We start from the raw sequence: 16,260 nt of genomic DNA, 5'->3' as shown, positions 1-16,260 counted from the left end.
AGCATGTCGGATCACCCGTATGCGTCCCGTCCGTGGCTCTCGTCCTACGCGCCGGGCGTCGCTCATGAGATCGAGGAACCGTCGCAGACCCTCACCGACATGCTGGAGGCGAGCGTCGCGCGGTACGGCAGGCTCACCGCGCTCGAGTTCTTCGGCGCGACGACGACCTACCGTGAGCTGGGGGAGCAGATCGCCCGCGCGGCCGAGGGGCTGCGACGGCTCGGCGTCCGCCACGGCGACCGGGTCGCGCTCGTGCTGCCCAACTGCCCGCAGCACGTGGTCGCGTTCTACGCCATCCTCCGTCTCGGTGCGATCGTCGTCGAGCACAACCCGCTCTACACCGCCCGGGAGCTGCGCCACCAGTTCGAGGACCACGGTGCCCGCTTCGCCGTGGTCTGGGACAAGATCGCCGACACCGTCGCCGACTTCCCCTCGGACCTGCTGCCTGCGGCCATCGTCAGCGTCGACATGACCGAAGCGATGCCGTTCGGCACCCGAGTGGCGCTGCGGCTGCCGGTGGCCAAGGCGCGCGAGTCGCGGGCAAAGCTCACCGCCACCCCGACGGCGCGCGGCCTGCACACGTGGAAGAGCCTCCTCGATCATCGCCGCATCTCCCGCCGGTCCCCGCGTCCCTCGCTCGATGACATCGCGCTGCTGCAGTACACGAGCGGCACCACCGGCGACCCGAAGGGCGCCATCCTCACCCACGCGAACCTTCGGGCGAACGCGATGCAGGGCCGTGCCTGGGTGCCCGGTCTCGCCGACGGGAAGGAGACGTTCTACGGTGTGCTACCGCTCTTCCACGCCTACGGCATGACGCTCTGCCTCACGTTCGCGATGAGTATCGGCGCGCGGCTCGTGCTGTTCCCCACCTTCGAGCTCGACCTCGTGACCGCCGCCGCCCGTACCAGCCCGCCCACCTTCCTGCCCGCGGTGCCGCCGATCTACGAGGCCCTTGCCCGCGCCGCCTCCCGCGGCACCATCGACCTCTCGACCGTCCGGTTCGCCATCTCCGGGGCGATGAGCCTGCCGGTGGCGACCGTCACGCGCTGGGAGGAGGCGACCGGTGGGCTCCTCGTCGAGGGTTACGGCATGACCGAGACGTCTCCGGTGGCGCTTGGCAACCCCATGGGCCCCACCCGCCGGCCCGGCACCGTCGGCGTCCCCTTCCCCAGCACGGAGATCCGCATCGTCGACCCGGAGAATCCGACGGTCGACCGGGCTCCCGGCGAAGAGGGCGAGCTCCTCATCCGTGGCCCGCAGGTGTTCCGGGGCTACTGGAACCGTTCCGCAGAGACCTCGGCCGCGCTCCTCGAGGGCGGCTGGCTCCGCTCCGGCGACATCGCGACGGTGTCGCCGGACGGCTTCGTGACGATCGTGGACCGGCTGAAGGAGCTCATCATCACCGGCGGGTACAACGTCTCGCCGAGCGAGGTGGAGGGCGTGCTGGAAACGCATCCGGATGTCGCCGCCGCCGCCGTCGTGGCATTGCCCCGGCCGGACGGCAGCGAGACGGTCGCGGCCGCGGTCGTCCTGCGCGAGGGCGCGGGCGTGGATGCGGACGCGCTGCGCGACTACTGCCGGTCACGGCTCGCGGCCTACAAGGTGCCGCGTCGCGTGGTCATCGTCGACGACCTGCCTCGTTCGCTCATCGGCAAGGTGCAGCGTCGCGAGGTGCGTGAGCGGATCCTCCGCGGCTGACGCCCGAGCGGCTCAGATCGTGGCGCGGATGCTGCCCACGGGGGCGCCGCCGCCGAGCACCGTCAGGTGCAGGTCGCCGAGGGTGCGCTCCACGTCGGCCGGGGGGAGGGCACCCGCCTGCTCCAGCAGGCGCAGGGCGATGACGGACACCGCGCGCGTGCTGCCGTCGAGCACCTTCAGGGCCGCGGTCGTTCCGTCCGGGGCGACCATGACCATCACGCCCTCGGCGCCGGTCTTCGCGAAGGCGCCGGTGCGCTCGGTGACGATCGTGTCGGGGCGGCCCGGGCCGGCGACGGTCCACGGCTCCCCGCGCACCGCGGCGAGAAGGGTCGCGCCCAGCCGGTGCAGCGCGAACGGCGACCGCTCCGAGGCCGTTCCCATCCGGTGGAGGGCCCGCGCGAGACCGGCGAGGGTGACCGCATGCACCGGGGCGCCGCATCCGTCGACCGCCGTGGCGGCCGGCTTCTCACCGGTGAGCCGTTCCACGACCTGCACGATGTGCTGCTGCAGCGGGTGGGCTGGGTCGAGGTAGGTCGCGGTGTCCCAGCCGTTCACCCGGCAGGCCAGCAGCATCGCCGCGTGCTTACCCGAGCACTCCATCCGGATGCGGGCCGGCTCGGCGCGGTCGCGCACCAGCTCATCGCGCGTCCCGCGGTCGATCGGCCAGGCGGCGGGGCAGCCGAGGTCGTCCTCGGTGACCTCGGCTGCGGTGAGGATGCTGCGGACGACCTCGACGTGCCGGTCGGTGCCGGTGTGGCTTGCGGTGGCCAGGCCCAGCTGCTCACCCGCGAGTTCGGCGCCGGCGGTCAGGCAGGCGAGCGCCTGCAGCGGCTTCAGGGTGGAGCGGGGGAGGATGAGCGCGCTCGGATCGCCGAGCGTGCGGACGACGGCGCCGTCCGGGGCCAGGACGAGGGCCGACCCGGCGTGCCGGGACTCCACGAATCCATTGCGCTCCACGACCGCGAGCTCGGCGGCGGCGGTCACGGCGAACGTCTGCGGCATCCGCCCAGCCTACCGGCGGCACCGTGTCAGACTGGCGGCATGAGGGGCGAGCATCGCTACGAGCTGACGACTACGTGGACCGGTAATCGCGGCGCCGGCACCCCCGGATACCGCGACTACGACCGGGCGGTCACGGTCGAGATCCCGGGAAAGCCCGACCTGCTGGCGTCCGCGGACAAGCCCTTTCGCGGTGACCCGTCCCGGTGGAACCCGGAGGACATGCTGCTGGCCGCGCTGTCCGAGTGTCACCTGCTGTCGTACCTGCACGCCTGCGTCACTGCGGGCGTCGTCGTCGTGTCCTACCGGGACACCGCCACGGGCCTCCTGCGCGAGGACGGCAGCGGCGGGGGCGCGTTCGTGGAGGCGGTGCTGCATCCGCAGGTCGTCGTCGCCGAGGCCGGGATGGTGGCGGCAGCGGAAGCCGCGCACGCGCAGGCGAACGCGTGGTGCTTCATTGCGAACTCGGTGAACTTCCCGGTGCGCCACGAGGCGACGGTCACCGCCGCAGCCTGATCCGCTCGCTCAGCGGCGCTCGTGCGGGAGGACCTGCTTGATGCGCTCGATCGGACCCTGTGCGGGCACCTCGTTGTAGACGCCGGCGAGTTCCTGCCCCGACAGCGCGTGGATGGCGGCCATGATGTCGTCGGTCGCGAGTCGGCGTGCCTTGCCCGATGTCGCGGGGCCGTGGGGGGTGAGATCCAGCGGCTCGCCGAACTTGATGGTCACGCGCGGGCGCACCCGGGGGAACTTCGCTCCCACCGGCATCGCCTCGTTCGTCCCGAGGAGGCCGACGGGCACGACCGGGGCGCCGGTCTGCAGGGCCAGGAAGGCGACGCCGGTGCGGCCCTTGTAGAGCCTGCCGTCGAGCGACCGGGTGCCCTCCGGGTAGAGGGCGATCGCCTTGCCGGCCTCCAGCATCCGTCGCTGCTGGTCCAGCGCGTCGAGCGCCGCCTGACCGGCGCCGCGCTCGACCGGGTTCGCGCCCAGGGCGCTGAAGAACTCCCGCGCCATCCACCCGGACACCCCCGTGCCCTCGAAATAGCTCGACTTGGCCAGGAACTGCACCGCGCGGGGCGCGGCGAGCGGGATGGCGAACGAGTCGATGAACGATAGGTGGTTGCTGGCGAAGATCACCGGGCCGGTGCGCGGGACGTTCTTCTTGCCCTCGATGTGCGGCAGATAGATCGCGCGGGCGAGCGGGGCGATGACGACGCGGCCCAGGATGTAGGCGAACCCGACATCCGTGACGGGCTTCGCCTCGGCAGCGCGGGCGGTGGGCTCGATGGCATCGGGGCTCTCCGCGGAAGTCACCCCACGAAGATACTCCGGTTCACATGCCCGCCCGCGCATGAGGCTCCCAGCGGGGACAGAAGCGAATGCGGGATGATGGTGTTCTTCCCTGCCCCGATCGAATGAGGTCATCCGTGCGCGTTCGCCCGATCGCCGCCCTGTCCATCGCCGCTGCGGCCGCCTTGCTGCTCGCCGGCTGTTCCGGTGGGGCCACGCCCGACGACACCGCCACGACCGCCACGAGCCTGTGCGACGCCGTCGCCGACTCTGGTACCGCTTCCGACGCCGTCGAGGTCAGCGGCGAGCTCGGACAGATGCCCACCGTCACCTTCACTGCGCCGCTCGAGTTCGACGCCCTCGAGTCGACCGTGATCACGAAGGGGGAGGGCGAGAAGGTCGCCGAGGGCGACTTCGTCGAGTACGCCGTCAGCGCATACGACGCGCAGAGTGGTTCGGCCGCCGGGGGGCAGGAGTTCAACGTCTCCCCGATCATGGCGAACACGGTCCTCGGTGGCGCCTTCGGGTGCGCCCCGATCGGCACCCGCGTTGCCGTGACGCTTCCCGCGACCGACTCGACCACCACCCCGGCGGTGTACGTCATCGACCTGCTCGGCACCGTTCCCGGCGCGGCGTGGGGCGAGGAACAGCCCGCGGTCGACGGCTTCCCCCAGGTGACGCTCGACGATGACGGCGCCCCGACCATCTCCCTGCCCGGAACGGACGCCCCCACCGAGGTGCAGATCGCCACGCTGAAGCAGGGCGATGGTGCCACGGTCGCCTCCGGTGACTGGGTCGCGGTCCAGTACAGCGGCGTGAAGTGGTCCGACGGCACGGTCTTCGACTCCAGCTGGGACCGCGGGTCACCCTCCGCATTCCAGACCACCGGCGTCGTCCCCGGCTTCCAGCAGGCCCTGGAAGGGGCCACGGTCGGCTCGCAGATCCTCGTGGTCATCCCGCCGGAGTTCGGCTACGGCACGGACCCGTCGGCCAGCTCGGGTCTCGGCGGCGAGACCCTCGTCTTCGTGATCGACGTGCTCGACACCCACCCCACTACCTGGCAGTAAGCACCGGAGTCCTCCCATGCGTCGCGTCCTGATCCTCGGATCCACCGGTTCCATCGGCACGCAGGCGCTGGATGTCATCCGCGCCAATCCGGAGCGGTTCACCGTTGTCGGCCTCGCCGCCGGCAGCGACCGCTCCGGGTTGGCGGCGCAGGCGGCCGAGTTCGGGGTCACGCACACCGCGCTCGGTGCCGTCGAGGCGGAGCAGCTGGTGCGCGACGTGGACGCCGACGTCGTCCTCAACGGCATCACCGGATCGGTGGGGCTCGGACCGACCCTCGCCGCGCTGGAGAGCGGGCGGACCCTCGCGCTCGCCAACAAGGAATCCCTCATCGTGGGCGGCGGCCTCGTCACGGCGATCGCCGCTCCGGGACAGATCGTCCCGGTGGATTCGGAGCACTCCGCCATCGCGCAGGCCCTGCGCGCCGGCACCGACGCCGAGGTGCGGCGACTGGTGGTCACCGCATCCGGGGGGCCCTTCCGTGGCCGCACCCGCGCCGAGCTCGCCGACGTCACGCCCTCGCAGGCGCTCGCGCACCCGACCTGGGACATGGGGCGGGTCGTCACCACCAACTCCGCCACGCTGGTCAACAAGGGCCTCGAGGTGATCGAGGCCCACCTGCTGTTCGGCATCCCCTACGACCGGATCGACGTGGTGGTGCACCCGCAGTCGATCGTGCACTCCATGGTGGAGTTCGTCGACGGCTCGACGATCGCGCAGGCCTCGCCGCCCGACATGCGACTGCCGATTTCGCTGGGCCTGGACTGGCCGCACCGGATCGCCGGGGTCGGGGGGCCGCTCGACTGGACCGTCGCGGCATCCTGGACGTTCGAGCCGCTCGACGAGCACGCCTTCCCCGCCGTCCGGCTCGCCAAGCAGGTCGGTGTCGCAGGCCGGACCTATCCCGCCGTGTTCAACGCGGCGAACGAGCAGGCCGTGGACGCGTTCCACGAGGGCAGGCTGGCGTTCACCGGGATCGTCGACACGATCGCCCGGGTCGTGGACGAGCACGACGCGCCGGACGAGCTCACCCGGGAGTCGCTCGCCGACGCCGAGGCGTGGGCGCGCCGTGCCGCGGATGCGATCATCGCGTCGTCGTCCTGACCCCTCAGTAGCTCGTGAGCCCGTGCGCGCGGAACTGCGCGACGACCCGGTTGACGAGAGCGGGTTCCGGCGCCGGGGTGTCCTCGAGCGCGTAGGGGCGCTGCAGGGCGTGCCACTTCTCGCGCCCCATCTGATGGAAGGGGAGCACTTCGACGCGGGTGACGGTTCCCGGGCGGATCGCGTTCCAGCGCGCCACGTGCTCTGCCACGAGGTCGACGTTGGCCGGGTCGTCGGTGAGACCGGGTACGAGCACGAACCGCACCCACACCTCGGGGCCGCGACCGTTCAGGCCGTGGCGGGCCAGCCGCTCGCCGAACGCGAGCGTGGGCTCGAGCGGGCGACCGGTCACGGTGCGGTAGGTCTCGGGGTCACCGGATTTCACGTCCAGCAGCACCAGATCGGTGTTGTCGAGCATCCTCTCGGTCGCATTCCGCCCGAGGTACCCCGAGGTGTCGAGGGCCGTATGCACCCCGAGCTGCTTCGCCTCGGCGAGGATGCGGGCGGCGAATGCGGGCTGCATCAGCACCTCGCCTCCCGACAGGGTCAGGCCGCCCCCCGTCTGCCGGAAGATGGGGATGTAGCGGCGAACCCGATCCAGGACCGCGTCGGCCTCCACCGGTGTGCCGTCGCGCATGCGCAGCGTGTCGGGGTTGTGGCAGTAGAGGCACTGCAGCGGGCACCCGCTGAGGAACACCGTCAGCCGTGTTCCCGGGCCGTCGACGGCGGTGACCAACTCCCACGAGTGCACGGAACCGAGCGTTCCGGCGCGCATGGCCGCGAGTCGATCACCCCGCTCGATCGTCGCGACGGTCAGACCGTCCAGGCCGGCCCCGGGGCGCGCGGTCGCAGCGACCGGTGCCTCGAGAGCGGCCGCGCCCGTCGGCGCCGGGAGGGACGCGACAGCCACGTCACACCCGCTCGTGGAAGGTGCGGGCGAGCACGTCCAGCTGCTGCTCGCGGGTGAGACGGACGAAGTTCACGGCATAGCCCGAGACGCGGATCGTCAGCTGCGGGTAGTTCTCCGGGTGCGCCATGGCGTCCTCGAGCGTCTCCCGCCGCAGCACGTTCACGTTCATGTGATAGCCCTGCGAGACCATGTAGGCGTCGAGGAGGCCGACGAGGTTCGTCGCCTGCTCTTCGGGGGTGCGGCCGAGTCCCGCCGGGACGATGGTGTTCGTCAGCGAGATGCCGTCCTGCGCCTGGTCGTAGGGGAGCTTCGCGACCGACAGCGCCGAGGCCAGCATCCCGTGCGTGTCCCGACCGTTCATGGGGTTGGCACCCGGAGCGAATGGTTCGCCCGCGCGACGGCCGTCGGGGGTGTTGCCGGTGGCCTTGCCGTAGACCACGTTCGACGTGATCGTCAGCACCGACTGCGTCGGGACGGCGCCGCGGTAGGTCGGGTGCCGCCGGAGCTTGGTCATGAACTGCTCTACGAGTTCGGTCGCGATCGCGTCGGCCCGGTCGTCGTCGTTCCCATAGGCGGGGAAGGTGCCGGTCGTCTCGTAGTCGACGACGATGCCGCGTTCGTCGCGGATCGGCACGACCCGCGCGTACTTGATCGCGGACAGCGAGTCGGCGGCGACGGAGAGTCCCGCGATGCCGCAGGCCATCGTCCGCAGCACCTCCTTGTCGTGCAGCGCCATCTCGATGCGCTCGTACGCGTACTTGTCGTGCGACCAGTGGATGCAGTTGAGCGCTTCGACGTACGTGGCGGCCAGCCAGTCCATCGCCCGGTCGAACCGGGCACGAACGTCGTCGTAGTCGAGCGGGCCATCGCCGGTGACGGGGACGGATGCGGGCGCGATCTGGGCGCCGGTGACCTCGTCGCGGCCACCGTTGATGGCGTACAGCAGTGTTTTGGCGAGGTTCACGCGCGCGCCGAAGAACTGCATCTGCTTGCCGACGCGCATCGGCGACACGCAACAGGCGATCGCCGCATCATCGCCCCAGGAGCCGCGGATGAGCTCGTCCGACTCGTACTGCACCGCGGAGGTGGCGATCGAGATGCGTGCGCAGAACTCCTTGAAGCCGCGCGGCAGCCGGTCGCTCCAGAACACCGTCATGTTGGGCTCGGGGGCGGGCCCGAGGTTCGCGAGCGTCTGGAGATACCGGAAGGAGGTGCGGGTGACGAGCGTGCGCCCGTCCTCGCCCATCCCGCCGATCGACTCCGTCACCCAGGTGGGGTCGCCGGAGAACAGTGCGTCGTACTCGGGGGTGCGCAGGAACCGCACGATGCGCAGCTTGATCACGAAATCGTCGATGATCTCCTGCGCCTCGCTCTCCGTGAGCAGGCCCGCGGCGAGGTCCCGCTCGAGGTACACGTCGAGGAAGGTCGAGGTACGGCCGAGCGACATCGCCGCGCCGTTCTGTTCCTTCACCGCGGCGAGGTACCCGAAGTACAGCCACTGCACGGCTTCGCGGGCGGTGGTGGCGGGCTGCGAGATGTCGAGACCGTACGAGGTGCCGAGCTGGCGGAGCTCGGCCAGGGCACGCAACTGCTCGGCGTGCTCCTCTCGCATCCGCACCGTCTCCTCATCGAACGGCGCGGTGTCCAGCGACAGTTTGTCGAGCTTCTTCGCGGCGATGAGCGCGTCGACGCCGTAGAGCGCGACACGTCGGTAGTCGCCGATGATGCGGCCGCGGCCGTAAGCGTCGGGGAGGCCGGTGATGATGTGGGAGCTGCGGGCGGCGCGGACCGACGGCGGGTACACGTCGAAGACGCCCTGGTTATGCGTCTTGCGGTACCGCGTGAACACGGTCTTGAGTGTCTGATCGATCTCGTAGCCGTAGGTGTCGAGGGCGCCTTCCACCATGCGCCACCCGCCGTTCGGCATGATGGCGCGCTTGAGCGGAGCATCCGTCTGCAATCCGACGATGATCTCTTCGTCCCGGGCGATCCAGCCCGGCGCGTGGGCGGTGATACCGGCGGGCGTGTGGGGGTCCACGTCGTACACCCCGCGCTCTCGCTCGGCGGGGAACATCGCGCACAGCCGCTCCCACATCCGGGTGGTGCGCGGGGTCGGGCCCGCGAGGAACTCCGCGTCCCCCTCATAGGGGTGGTAGTTGCGCTGGATGAAGTCGCGCACCTCGATGCGGTCCTGCCAGGGACCTGCGACGAATCCCTCCCAGCCACGCGGGAGAGCGTCAGCGGTGTCGGTGGTGCCGGGGGCGGGGGTGATGATGCTCATCGTTTTCGCTTCCTTATCCGTGAGGATTCGGTCGCGTCGGATCAACGGATCTCAACGATGGGGTCCGGCCCGGCGGGCCGCTGATCCACACGGTACGCCGGTCACACGCCCGCGGCCGGTGCGCGCATCACCGTGCACAACGATTCGCCCCCGCAGGCGGGCGACGTTGTGGCCGTCCACAAAACGGCGGGATGCGGGTCGCGGCACGCGCGGGAGAACCGCTTTCGCCGGGCTCAGCGTGAGGGGCGGGTGGGGTCCGAGTCGGGGGTGCTGTCCTCGGGGTACGGCACGGCCCAGTGCGGCTCCGGCACCGGCCAGCCGGCGTCGCGCAGGGCGCGGCGGGCCAGCTCGCGGGCCGAGTACGGAGTGCGCACCCCCCTGATGTCGCGGTAATCCTGGTGGCCGGGGCCGGCCCACAGGATCGCATCGCCGTCGCCGACGAGCGCGACGGCCTCGCGGATGGCGCGCTCGGGCGGCGAGAACTCGTGGATCTCCGCATCCGGTCGTGCGCGGCGTGCGCCCTCGATGAGGGTCGCCCGGATGCTGTCCGGATCCTCTTTACGGGGGTGGTGATCGGTGATGATGAGGATGTCGCTGCCCAGGGCCGCGGTGCGGCCCATGTCGTGTCGTTTGGTGGTGTCGCGGTCGCCGTCGGCGCCGAACAGCATGAGGACGGTGCCGGGGGTGACCCGGCGGACGGCGGCGAGGGTCTTCTCGAAGGCGTCGGGGGAGTGCCCGAAGTCGACGTAGACCGCGGGGCCGCGGTCGCCCGAGACCCGTTCGGTGCGCCCCGGCAGGTACGCCGCGATGCGGCCGCCGTCGAGGGCCGCGACGATGCGGTCCCAGGCGAAGCCGGCCTCGAACAGCATCACGATCGCCAGCCCCGCGTTGGCGGCCATGTGCCGGCCGATCACCGGCACGGTCGTCACGAGGCGCCCCGCGGGCCCGGACAGGGCGAACTGGGTGCCGTTCTGGCGTTCCTCGAGGATCTCCACGGTCCACGCGGCATCCGCGGCGATGGCCGCATCCGCCGCGATCGCCGGGGTGGCGATGGTCGTGAACGGCACCTCGCAGCGGGCGACGGCTTCGGCGCCCGCGACCGAGTCGAGGCAGATGACGGCGCGACGGGACCGGTCGGGACGCAGCAGCGGCAGCTTCGCCTCGAGGTACTCCTGCATGTCGGCGTAGTCGTCGAGGTGGTCGTGGCTGAGGTTCGTGAACGCGGCCACGTCGAACACGATGCCGTCGACCCGGTGACGGCTGAGCGCCTGCGCGCTCACCTCCACCGCCACGGCCTCGACGCCGCGTTCGCGCATGAGCGCGAGCAGAGCGTGGAACTCGCTCGCCTCGGGGGTGGTCAGTCGCGACACGATGATCTGCCCGGCGATGTGGCGTTCCGCCGTCGAGGAGAGGCCGGTGACGACGCCGAGCTGCCCCAGCATCCCCTCCAGCAGGTGCGAGACGCTCGTCTTGCCGTTGGTTCCGGTGGTGCCGAACAGCAGCGGCAGGTCGTCGTCGGGGCCGGTGCCGTACACCCACGCGGACAGCGCGCCGAGGTGCGCCCGCGGGTCGGGGGTGACGAGGACGGGGAGTCCGGATGCGGCGGCACGCTCGGCGCCGGCGTCGTCGGTGATGATGGCCACAGCGCCCGCGGCGGCAGCCTGCGGAGCGAACTCCACGCCGTGCCGGTTGACCCCCTGCAGCGCGACGAACGCCTCACCCGGGCGCAGGTCGGACGTGGCGAGGGTGATGCCGGTCAGCCACACGTCATCGACGTCGCCGATGACCCGCGCGCTCGACAGGTCGGCGAGGGCGCGCAGGCTCCGTCGGGGCGGGTTCTCCGGGCGGAGGACCGGAGGCAGGGAGGCGGGGCGTTCAGGCGTCGACATGGGCTTCCATTCAATCAGACGGCGCGCACGGCCGCCCGGCCCGCGCCGCGACGGCGGGGCGTCACGGCGGGGCCGGGCGGTCTGTCAGCTCCGGCTGCGACGGAGTGCGACGACGGCGGCGACGAGCCCCGCGGCGCCGAGGGCGAGACCGCCCGCGCCGAGCCACACGCCCGCGGTCGCCGAAACGTCCGCGCCGTCCTCGGACGCGTCGGCATCCGTCGGGGCGGTCGCGGTGTGACCGTGTTCCTCACCGGCCGCCGCGCCCACCGTGACGGTCGGGGCCGGGGCATCGAGTGTCTCCGCATCCGCCCCCTTTGCCGCGACCTCGGTCCATGCCGTCTGCCCGGTCACGCAGGTCTGCACCACGGGGAAGACGAGCGTCTGCCCGGCGGCGTCGGCGGCGTAGGTGACGCCGAGGTCGAGGGCCGCACGGATACCGGAGGGAACCGGTTCGTCCGCGGTGTAGGTGATGTTCTGCACCATGCCGTCGCCGCCCTCCCGGGTCACGGCGATCTGCCACCCCGGAGTGAGCGTGGGCGCGACGGCGGCGATCCCCGCCGGGATGTCGATCGACATGGCCGTGGTGGGGGAGTCCTCACAGCCATGACTGAAGGCGACGGTCAGCACGCCGTGCCCGCCCGCGGTGGCATCGGTGTCGGGGGTCACCGTGACATGGGCGCTCGCCGCGAGCGGCGCGGCGAGGACGAGGGCGGCGGTAACGATGCCGGCGGCGGTGGCGCCGGCGAGGAGACGGGGACGGATGACGGACATGATGATCTCTCTTCTGGTCCGGATGCGCGCATGCGCATCGGGGTGCGCGCACGCGCACGGAACCGTCGCGCGCAGAGGCGACGGCGAGGGACCGCGAGACCAGGAGGGTCGCGCGGTCAGACGGTGAGAAGAGACGGGGGACCGCGGCGGCGGACCGAACGCGTCCACGGCGCGCGGGGTACGCGGATGCGGGCCCGCGGTGCCGCGAGACGGACCCCGGTCCCGGCGGGACGGGGGAGCGTGCGGGCGCGTCGTGCCGCGGTGCGAATCCCGGCGGTGATCGCGCGCAGGGCCCGTCCACCGAAGCCGAGGAGAACGAAGGCGGCGAGTGCGGCGACCGCGTGGGCGGTCAGCATCCCGGCACTCGGGAGCGCCAGTGATCCGGCAGGCCCGAGCGTGAGTGTGCCGTGGACGTGCCCCCCGAGGGCCGGCGCGGTACCTGACTCGGAGAGCGCGAAGAGGGTGTGGAGCGCCGCCTGCGACACGAGTGCTCCGGCGGCGACGCCGAGGAGTCGCATCCGCGGCCCGGCGAGGAGGACGGCGACCGGCCACGCCAGGAGCGTAGCGGCGAGCACGACCCCCGGTGCGGGCGGAGTACCGCCGCCATAGGTGTGCGACACGGCGGCCAGGAGCGCCCCGATCCCAGTGGCGGCGCCGGCCCGCGCGACGCGATCACGACGCGCGGTCGTGGCGCGGGCGTCGCGGGTTCGCATGCGATAACCCTAACGGCGCTCGGCTGGTTCAAAGCCACCGCCGCTAGCGTGGGATCGTGACCGTTCTCGCCTTCGTCGTCGGCATCGTCGTGCTCGTGCTCGGGCTCGCTGCCTCGATCGCGCTGCACGAGCTCGGCCATCTGATCCCCGCCAAGAAGTTCGGCGTGCGGGTGGGGCAGTACATGATCGGCTTCGGCCCGACGCTCTTCTCGCGCCGCAAGGGCGAGACGCAGTACGGCGTGAAGGCGATCCCGCTCGGCGGCTACATCTCCATGGCCGGCATGTACCCGCCCTCGGCGGCCGAGGCCGTGCCGGTCGGTGCGCCGGCGGACGCCGTGAGCACCGACCTCGCATCCGGGGGCGCCGAGGCGGCATCCGGGAGCGCCGAGGCCGGCGTCGCCCGCCCCGCGCCGCGCACGGCGGGCCGCTTCTTCTCTGTCATGGTGCAGGACGCCCGCACCGCCAACGACGAGACCCTCATCGGGGCGGACGAGGATCGCGTGTTCTACCGGCTGCCGGTGTGGAAGCGCGTCGTCATCATGCTGGGGGGCCCGGTCATGAACCTGCTCCTCGCGATCGTCCTGTTCACGATCCTTCTCAGCGGCATCGGCCTGCAAACGGCGACGACCACGATCGCCTCGCTCAGCGACTGCGTCCCCGCCTCCGCCACCACCGACGACTGCACCCCGGGCACCACCCCGGCCGCCGCGGCGGGCCTCGAAGCAGGCGACGAGATCGTCTCGATCGACGGCACCCCGGTGGCCACCTTCGCCGACGCCTCCGCCCTCATCCAGGACGCCGCGGGCGAGCAGCTGAGCGTCGTCGTCCGCCGTGACGGCACGGAGCAGACCCTCGCGGTGACCCCGGTGGCGATCCCGGCGGGCGTCCTCGACGCGAACGGTGACCCGGTCACGGATGCCGACGGCACCGTGTCTTCGACCGAGGTCGGCTTCATCGGGATCCGCCCCACCAGCGCCTATGTCCGCCAGCCGATCTGGGCCGGCCCGACCACCGCGTTCGAGAACGTCGGCGCGGTCGCCGGGATCATGTGGCAGCTGCCGGTGAAGGTCTACGACACCGCGGTGTCGCTGTTCACCGGATCCGAGCGCGATCCCAACGGCCCCCTGAGCGTCGTGGGGGCGAGCGTCATCGCGGGGGAGGCCGCCGCATCCGACGCCCCGGTCCTCAACCGGGTGTCGTTCATCATCGGGCTGCTCGGCTCGCTGAACATCGCGCTGTTCGTGTTCAACCTCATCCCGCTGCTGCCGCTCGACGGCGGCCACGTGGTGGTGGCGCTCTGGGACGGTGCGAAGCGCGTCTGGGCGAAGGTGTTCCGCCGGCCGCCGCCGAAGCGGGTCGACGCCACCAAGCTCGTGCCACTGACCTTTGTCGTGGTGATCGCGCTCGTCGTGATGGGCGGCGTCCTCATCCTTGCCGACCTGGTGAACCCGATCTCTCTGTTCTGACGCGCGTCCTCCCGCGCGCCGAGACCACATCTGTTCGCCGAGACCACATCCGATCCGATGTGGTTTCGCGGAACGGATGTGGTCTCGCGCGCTCAGGCGACGCGGGCCTCGGTTTCGTGCGGGTCAGCTGCCGAAGGGAATCATGCCCTGGGCGACCAGGCGCTCCAGCGTCGTCATACCGTCGCGCGACAGGATCGACTCGAGGTGCCCCTGCACCGAGGCGAAGCCCACGCCGCGGAGCGCGTACACGTCGCCCGTCTCCGGGTCCGCGGCGATCTCGGCGGGGCCGACGTGCGTGGTTCCGGCGGGCACCCGTGCGGTGAACGTGTTGTAGAACCCGATGGATGCGGGTTCGCCGAACACGTCGACGGTCTTCTGCAGGCCCTGATGCGGCCGGTCGAGCGAGGCGAGGCCGATACCGAGCCGGTTCGCGAGCACCTGGTGGCTGAGGCAGACGGCGAGGAGCGGCCGCCCGGACTCCAGCCGGCGGCCCACGACCTCCCGCATCCGTGCCATCCGTGCGCTGTCCGGATCGCGCGGGTCGCCGGGGCCGGGGCCGGAGACGACGAGATCCGCGGCGTCCACGACCTCCGGGGTCGCCTGCGCCCACGGCACCACCTCGACGGCGAGCCCGAGGTGGCGCAGCTGATGCGCGAGCATCGTGGTGAACCGGTCCTCGGCGTCCACGACGACAGCGGTGTGCCCGGCGAACGGGCCCTCGCCGGTGACGTCCTGCGGGTTCAGCCAGAACGCGGCAAGCCGGCTGTTGCGCGAGGCGAGCAGGGCCGCGATGCCGGGGTCTTCCGCCAGTGGGCGCGGCTCGGGCGCGGGCTCGTCCGGATCGGCGTCCGTTGCGGGCGCCTCGTCGCGCGGCACGGCGCCGATGGCGCCGAGGACCCCCGCGGCCTTGCCGTGGGTCTCGCTGACTTCGCCCGCCGGGTCGGAGTGACGCACCAGCGTCGCGCCCACCGGGACGCGCAGCATCCCGTCGACGAGGTACGCGGTGCGGATGAGGATGGGCGCGTCGAGATCGTGCCCGGCGCCGTGCGCTGCCGGCGTGAACAGGGCCGCGACGCCCGAGTAGTAGCCGCGCGGGGTCTGCTCGTGCCGGGTGATGACGGTGCACGCGTTCTGCATGGGGGAGCCGGTCACCGTGGGGGCGAACATCGTCTCGCGCAGGATGTCGCGCGGGTCGAGCGTGGAGTGTCCCTCCAGCTCGTACTCCGTGTGGGTGAGTCGGGACATCTCCTTGAGGTGCGGTCCGGTGATGCGGCCGCCGTCGCTGCAGACGGCGCTCATCATCTTCAGCTCCTCGTCGACCACCATGAACAGCTCCTCGGTCTCCTTGGTGGATTCGAGGAACGCCGACAGGGTCTCAGGCGTCGCGCCGCCCGCCGGGTGGCGGAAGGTACCGGAGATCGGATTCATCGTGACGACCCCGCCGTGGGCGCGGACATGTGCCTCGGGGCTGGCGCCGACCGCGACGTGGCCCTCGGTGACGACCGCGAACGTCCAGTAGGCGCCCTTCTCGTGCTCGAGCAGGGCCCGGAACCAGGTGAGCGCCGCGGTGCGCGGGTCGGCGTCGACGGATGCGGTGAAGTCGCGGCGGATGACGAAGTTGGCGCCTTCGCCGCTGCCGATCTCGTCCGCGATGACGGTGCGGACGATCCGGGCGTAGTCGTCGTCTGCGACATCGAAACCGGCGTCGCCGAGCGGGATCTGGGCGGTCGGCAGCGCCTCGATCACCTCGGCCCGAGAGAAGCGCCGGTGCTCCTCGACGACGAGGCAGCGCAGCGGCGCGGCGTCGTCATGGCAGGCGAAGCCGCGCTCGGTCACCTGACGGAACGGCACGAGGGCGAGCACCTCGCGATCCCGACCATCGGAATCCGTCAGCGGGATCTCGGCGAGCAGGTCGACGTCGACGACACGTCCGGTGAGCACCTCGACCCAGCCCGGCTCCCGGGCGATCAACGCGAACGGCTCGCGCGCAGAAGCGAGAGCAGTGAGGACGGCCGAGGCGGTTCCGGTCATGGCAGATCTTTCGTCGTGGGAGCGGCCGCCTGACGCAGAAGAC

13 protein-coding genes are annotated in these 16,260 nt (G+C 71.7%); 5 read left to right on the top strand and 8 right to left on the bottom strand.

Annotated elements, in window-relative coordinates:
- Positions 1-3 precede the first annotated feature (3 nt).
- Positions 4-1,701: a long-chain-fatty-acid--CoA ligase gene (locus NT132_RS01265; protein ID WP_297783620.1), complete on the top strand. Its 1,698-nt coding sequence runs from the start codon at positions 4-6 to the stop codon at positions 1,699-1,701.
- Positions 1,702-1,713: 12 nt separating this feature from the next.
- Here NT132_RS01265 and NT132_RS01260 read toward each other — a convergent pair whose 3' ends face one another.
- A complete protein-coding gene (locus NT132_RS01260; RefSeq protein WP_297783617.1) occupies positions 1,714-2,703 on the bottom strand; it encodes an asparaginase in 990 nt (329 codons plus the stop codon).
- Positions 2,704-2,742: 39 nt separating this feature from the next.
- On the opposite strand from NT132_RS01260, the gene NT132_RS01255 reads away from it, so the two are divergent.
- Positions 2,743-3,216, top strand: coding sequence for an OsmC family protein (locus tag NT132_RS01255; RefSeq protein ID WP_297783614.1), 474 nt, complete (start codon positions 2,743-2,745; stop codon positions 3,214-3,216).
- A gap of 9 nt (positions 3,217-3,225) precedes the next feature.
- Here NT132_RS01255 and NT132_RS01250 read toward each other — a convergent pair whose 3' ends face one another.
- Positions 3,226-4,053, bottom strand: a complete 828-nt coding sequence (locus tag NT132_RS01250; RefSeq protein ID WP_297783609.1) for a 1-acyl-sn-glycerol-3-phosphate acyltransferase — start codon at positions 4,051-4,053, stop codon at positions 3,226-3,228.
- A 74-nt stretch (positions 4,054-4,127) separates the two neighbouring features.
- On the opposite strand from NT132_RS01250, the gene NT132_RS01245 reads away from it, so the two are divergent.
- Positions 4,128-5,057: an FKBP-type peptidyl-prolyl cis-trans isomerase gene (locus tag NT132_RS01245; RefSeq protein WP_297783606.1), complete on the top strand. Its 930-nt coding sequence runs from the start codon at positions 4,128-4,130 to the stop codon at positions 5,055-5,057.
- Between the two features lie 16 nt (positions 5,058-5,073).
- Positions 5,074-6,159, top strand: coding sequence for a 1-deoxy-D-xylulose-5-phosphate reductoisomerase (gene dxr / locus NT132_RS01240; protein ID WP_297783603.1), 1,086 nt, complete (start codon positions 5,074-5,076; stop codon positions 6,157-6,159).
- Positions 6,160-6,163: 4 nt separating this feature from the next.
- Here dxr and pflA read toward each other — a convergent pair whose 3' ends face one another.
- The 5 genes from pflA to NT132_RS01215 all read right to left on the bottom strand — a co-directional run bounded on the left by pflA (position 6,164) and on the right by NT132_RS01215 (position 12,720).
- Positions 6,164-7,066, bottom strand: a complete 903-nt coding sequence (pflA, locus tag NT132_RS01235; RefSeq protein ID WP_297783600.1) for a pyruvate formate-lyase-activating protein — start codon at positions 7,064-7,066, stop codon at positions 6,164-6,166.
- A 1-nt stretch (position 7,067) separates the two neighbouring features.
- Positions 7,068-9,347 carry a formate C-acetyltransferase gene (gene pflB / locus NT132_RS01230; protein WP_297783596.1) on the bottom strand — a complete coding sequence of 760 codons (2,280 nt, stop codon included), beginning with the start codon at positions 9,345-9,347 and terminating at the stop codon, positions 7,068-7,070.
- 233 nt (positions 9,348-9,580) lie between these two features.
- The gene (locus NT132_RS01225; protein WP_297783593.1) at positions 9,581-11,236 is read right to left on the bottom strand and encodes a UDP-N-acetylmuramoyl-L-alanyl-D-glutamate--2,6-diaminopimelate ligase; all 1,656 of its coding nucleotides are present in this window, start codon (positions 11,234-11,236) and stop codon (positions 9,581-9,583) included.
- 84 nt (positions 11,237-11,320) lie between these two features.
- Positions 11,321-12,007 (bottom strand): DUF1775 domain-containing protein, encoded by a 687-nt coding sequence (locus NT132_RS01220; protein WP_297783590.1) that lies wholly within the window; start codon positions 12,005-12,007, stop codon positions 11,321-11,323.
- 116 nt (positions 12,008-12,123) lie between these two features.
- Complete coding sequence (locus NT132_RS01215; RefSeq protein WP_297783588.1) at positions 12,124-12,720, bottom strand: hypothetical protein; 597 nt, start codon at positions 12,718-12,720, stop codon at positions 12,124-12,126.
- Between the two features lie 56 nt (positions 12,721-12,776).
- Here NT132_RS01215 and NT132_RS01210 point away from each other — a divergent pair, with 56 nt between their 5' ends.
- A complete protein-coding gene (locus tag NT132_RS01210) occupies positions 12,777-14,186 on the top strand; it encodes an RIP metalloprotease (protein WP_297783584.1) in 1,410 nt (469 codons plus the stop codon).
- Positions 14,187-14,309: 123 nt separating this feature from the next.
- On the opposite strand, the gene NT132_RS01205 is transcribed toward NT132_RS01210, so the two are convergent.
- Positions 14,310-16,217 carry a chorismate-binding protein gene (locus tag NT132_RS01205; RefSeq protein ID WP_297783581.1) on the bottom strand — a complete coding sequence of 636 codons (1,908 nt, stop codon included), beginning with the start codon at positions 16,215-16,217 and terminating at the stop codon, positions 14,310-14,312.
- Positions 16,218-16,260 lie beyond the last annotated feature (43 nt).

Origin of the sequence: Microbacterium sp., assembly GCF_026393345.1 — a bacterium.
Taxonomy (GTDB): domain Bacteria; phylum Actinomycetota; class Actinomycetes; order Actinomycetales; family Microbacteriaceae; genus Microbacterium.
This window is presented reverse-complemented; position numbering and strand designations above follow the sequence as displayed.

Coding starts and splice junctions, on each gene's coding strand:
- NT132_RS01265 (WP_297783620.1), top strand. CDS start 4: ATGTCGGATCACCCGTATGCGTCCCGTCCGTGGCTCTCGTCCTACGCG.
- NT132_RS01260 (WP_297783617.1), bottom strand. CDS start 2,703: ATGCCGCAGACGTTCGCCGTGACCGCCGCCGCCGAGCTCGCGGTCGTG.
- NT132_RS01255 (WP_297783614.1), top strand. CDS start 2,743: ATGAGGGGCGAGCATCGCTACGAGCTGACGACTACGTGGACCGGTAAT.
- NT132_RS01250 (WP_297783609.1), bottom strand. CDS start 4,053: ATGCGCGGGCGGGCATGTGAACCGGAGTATCTTCGTGGGGTGACTTCC.
- dxr (WP_297783603.1), top strand. CDS start 5,074: ATGCGTCGCGTCCTGATCCTCGGATCCACCGGTTCCATCGGCACGCAG.
- pflB (WP_297783596.1), bottom strand. CDS start 9,347: ATGAGCATCATCACCCCCGCCCCCGGCACCACCGACACCGCTGACGCT.
- NT132_RS01225 (WP_297783593.1), bottom strand. CDS start 11,236: ATGTCGACGCCTGAACGCCCCGCCTCCCTGCCTCCGGTCCTCCGCCCG.
- NT132_RS01220 (WP_297783590.1), bottom strand. CDS start 12,007: ATGTCCGTCATCCGTCCCCGTCTCCTCGCCGGCGCCACCGCCGCCGGC.
- NT132_RS01215 (WP_297783588.1), bottom strand. CDS start 12,720: ATGCGAACCCGCGACGCCCGCGCCACGACCGCGCGTCGTGATCGCGTC.
- NT132_RS01205 (WP_297783581.1), bottom strand. CDS start 16,217: ATGACCGGAACCGCCTCGGCCGTCCTCACTGCTCTCGCTTCTGCGCGC.